This is a genomic window from bacterium (assembly GCA_040756715.1).
In the GTDB taxonomy this organism is placed as follows: domain Bacteria; phylum UBA9089; class UBA9088; order UBA9088; family UBA9088; genus JBFLYE01.
In genome coordinates, this window is the sequence record JBFLYE010000062.1 from 643 (window position 1) to 2,202 (window position 1,560).

General features: G+C 33.0%; 4 protein-coding genes. All 4 read left to right on the top strand.

The window, feature by feature from the left end:
• Positions 1-436: hypothetical protein (locus AB1397_02595; protein ID MEW6481880.1), on the top strand; the 436-nt coding region annotated here is incomplete at its 5' end.
• A 50-nt stretch (positions 437-486) separates the two neighbouring features.
• Complete coding sequence (locus AB1397_02600; protein ID MEW6481881.1) at positions 487-1,095, top strand: DUF6475 domain-containing protein; 609 nt, start codon at positions 487-489, stop codon at positions 1,093-1,095.
• 11 nt (positions 1,096-1,106) lie between these two features.
• On the top strand, positions 1,107-1,334 hold the full coding sequence (locus AB1397_02605) for a helix-turn-helix transcriptional regulator (protein MEW6481882.1): 228 nt from the start codon (positions 1,107-1,109) through the stop codon (positions 1,332-1,334).
• Positions 1,335-1,348: 14 nt separating this feature from the next.
• Positions 1,349-1,525, top strand: coding sequence for a hypothetical protein (locus AB1397_02610; GenBank protein MEW6481883.1), 177 nt, complete (start codon positions 1,349-1,351; stop codon positions 1,523-1,525).
• The last annotated feature ends 35 nt before the right edge of the window (positions 1,526-1,560 follow it).

Genomic DNA, 1,560 nt, shown 5'->3' on the forward strand with positions numbered 1-1,560 from the left:
TAAGAGGGATAATAAGGGAGATTATAAGGGGGAAAAGAAGGGAGAAAAGGAAAAAGAGAAAAAAAGGGTTCACTTTTTAGCAATTTTATTGCAAAAAAGGATGTTAGAAAATAATCCTAAAGCCAAAATAACCTTAAGTCAATTACAGGAATGGTCAAAAGAAGTTGATTTAATGATAAAAATGGATAAAAGAAGCGAAAATGAAATAAGACAAGTTATAGAATGGTCTCAAAAAGATACTTTTTGGCACAAAAATATTCTTTCTATGAAAGCGGTAAGAAAGCAGTTTGATAGGCTATGGCTTGAAATAGAAAAGCCGATGAGAAACAAAAGCAAATATACCGCAGAAGTAGATAGTCTTTTGGAAGAACTGAAAAAGAAAGAAAAAATTATAGAGGGAGAGACCGCAAAAGTTGAAATTGTAGATGATAGCTAACAAAATTAAATTTTTTTAAAAGCAAAAAATTAGAAAAAAGGAGGTGAAAAATGACTAAAAAAGACTTAAAAAGATTTATTGAACTGATGGGGATTTTGGCAGAAGCCTTTTCTCAAGAAGTAAGCAAAGAAAAAATCCAGATTTACTTTGTTGCTTTGCAAGACTTGTCTATTGATGACATAGAACAGGCAGTGTGGCGATTAGTTAATACCCGAACAACCGCAACCTTTCCAAAAGTCGCCGAAATAAGACAAGCTGTAAAAGGAAAAGAAGAAGAAAAAAGCTTACAAGCTTGGACAAAAGTTTATGAAATGATGGGCAATACAGGAGGATGGCAATCGGTAATATTTGATGACCCAATTATTCACAAAGTTATTGAAAATATGGCAGGAAGCTGGTTCAGGTTTTGTGAGATAAAAACCCCTACCTCTTTTTTACAAAAAGAATTTGAAAAGCTTTATTGCTTTTTTTTAAAAATGCCTTTAAACGAATATCCCAAAATACTATTAGGCTACTTTGATTGGAATAATATGCAAAATGGCTATTATCAAGAACCTCAACATTGTATTGATTACCATCAAGATAGGAAAAAGGCTTTGAGTGTCCAAGGAGGGACTATTAAACACATAAAGGATATTTGCGAAATTATAGAAATATAAGAGGTGAAAAAATGACAGTAAAAGAAATCGTTTTGGCAGAAGAAATAGGAAATGAGATTTATAATGCCAGAATAGAAAGAGGAATAAGAACTCAAGCCATATTGGCTAAAAGAATAGGTATAACAAGGTCTTATTTGAATAGAATAGAAAGGGGAAAATATCTACCTCCTGTAAAAATGATACTTAAAATAGCTAAAGTTCTTAATTGTGAAGCGAAAATTAAGTTTGTTTTACAATAAATTTGTAAGCATAATTGCCTATATTGCTATGCAAGTTAAAAGAGGTAAAAAACTTGGTTGTGGTTAGAACCACTGGTGGTAGTTATTCCAGCTTGCCCATGCAGGCAACGGGTTGGACTTGGGAAGAAAAGGTAGCACCAACGAAATACCGCTACCGACCAGCCTGCCAACCAAATGAAGAGATAGAATGATATTATCGGAAAACAAAAGATGGGCAAGAGCAATA